1 protein-coding gene is annotated in these 1,539 nt (G+C 60.8%); it reads left to right on the forward strand.

All coding sequences use genetic code 11. The features are described 5' to 3' along the window. The first annotated feature begins 48 nt into the window (after window positions 1-48). A complete protein-coding gene (locus tag VGF98_15815; protein ID HEY1683115.1) occupies window positions 49-978 on the forward strand; it encodes an SMP-30/gluconolactonase/LRE family protein in 930 nt (309 codons plus the stop codon). The last annotated feature ends 561 nt before the right edge of the window (window positions 979-1,539 follow it).

A 1,539-nucleotide genomic window follows, 5' to 3' on the forward strand; every position in this document is an offset into this window, starting at 1 on the left:
GCATCTCGGATAGGCCATGTTGCAGGCGGATCAAGTTGCGAGCTTGGGATGAAGTGGATTGCGTTATTGGCAACGATTTGGCTCGCGTCCGTGCTGTGCACGGCGGGAGCGCTCGGCACGCCGGATCGACTGTTCGTGAGCGAACGGATTACGCCCCCTGGTGAATACACCTCGGAAATCGAGGGCCCCGCCATCGATGCAGCGGGAAATTTGTACGTCGTCAACCTGCACCGCGCCGGCACCATCGGCGAACTATTGCTCGGTGCGTCGTCCTCCCGATTGTTCGCAATGCTGCCGGACGGCAGCGTCGGCAGCGGCATCCGGTTCGATCGCGAACAACGAATGTATGTGGCCGATTACAGACGGCACAATATCTTCGTGTTTGAACCAGGCACCGACACGCCCAAGCTTTACTTTCACTCGGGAGAGTTTTCGCAGCCGAACGATCTCGCCATGGCGCGCGACGGCACGCTGTTCGCCAGCGACCCTGACTTCGCGGATCACAGCGGCCGAGTCTGGCGCATCGACCGCGCGGCGACCGGCAGCGTGATCGGCGCTCCCATGCGCGGTCCGCGGCCGATGGGTGAAACGAACGGCATCGATTTGAGTCCGGATGGGACGACGCTCTACGTGAGCGAAACCGATACGCGCGAGGTGTGGGCTTATCAAATCGACGGCGCTGCGCTGACGCACGCGCGGCTGGTCGTGCGCTTTCCGTCGTATAAACTCGACGGGCTGCGGACCGATCGGGCCGGGCGTCTTTTCGTGGCGAGGCCGGGCAACGGCACCGTCGCGATCGTTTCTCCTGGCGGAAAAATCCTGCGCGAAATCGCGCTGCTGGGGAAATACCCGACCAACCTGACGTTCGGCGGCCCAGGCGGACGAACTGTTTACGTCACGCAAGTCGACGGTGGCTTCATCGAAGCCTTCAAAACGGATGTGCCCGGCCGTGAGCCGTGTTTTGGCGCGGTATGTTGAATGTAGGGGGTTCCATTTGTGGAACCGCGCTTTCCCGTTGACTTCGCGCCGCAGCCACGTACCAGTTCTGCACACGTCTTGTGAACGGAGCACGAGGTTGCATGGCCAAATACGCCTTCGCTGGATTTGTTCTCCTTGCGGCGATGCAATTTTCATTGCCGGCGACGGCGGCCCAGGGCGGCGGCCGTGCGATCAGCTGTCGCGAGCAATGCGATAAACAGCCATGCCAGGCATCACCAGCGGTGTGTCAGCAATCGCGGAAGTCATGTCTCGCCGGCTGCAAGTGATCGGCTCTGCGTATTCAGCGGTCGAAAATCGGCATGACAAGAAAGAACTTATAACCGAGCGGTGGAGGGCAGAGCTGCGAGCCCATTCGCCCGAAAGGATCCTTACGATGAGACTGTCCCCTGTGGTATGCCTCGTATTCGCCATGAGCGGCGTTGCGCTCGCACAAACAAGCGGCGTTGCGCTCGCACAAACACAAGTTCCGGCGGACTCCGGCATGGTAGACCGATACGTCAAGGCATGTTTGAAGGAGGATTCCGCAGCGTACTGCCGTTG

This window comes from Candidatus Tumulicola sp. (genome assembly GCA_036490475.1).
In the GTDB taxonomy this organism is placed as follows: Bacteria; Vulcanimicrobiota; Vulcanimicrobiia; order Vulcanimicrobiales; family Vulcanimicrobiaceae; genus Tumulicola.

Coding starts and splice junctions, on each gene's coding strand:
- VGF98_15815 (HEY1683115.1), top strand. CDS start 49: ATGAAGTGGATTGCGTTATTGGCAACGATTTGGCTCGCGTCCGTGCTG.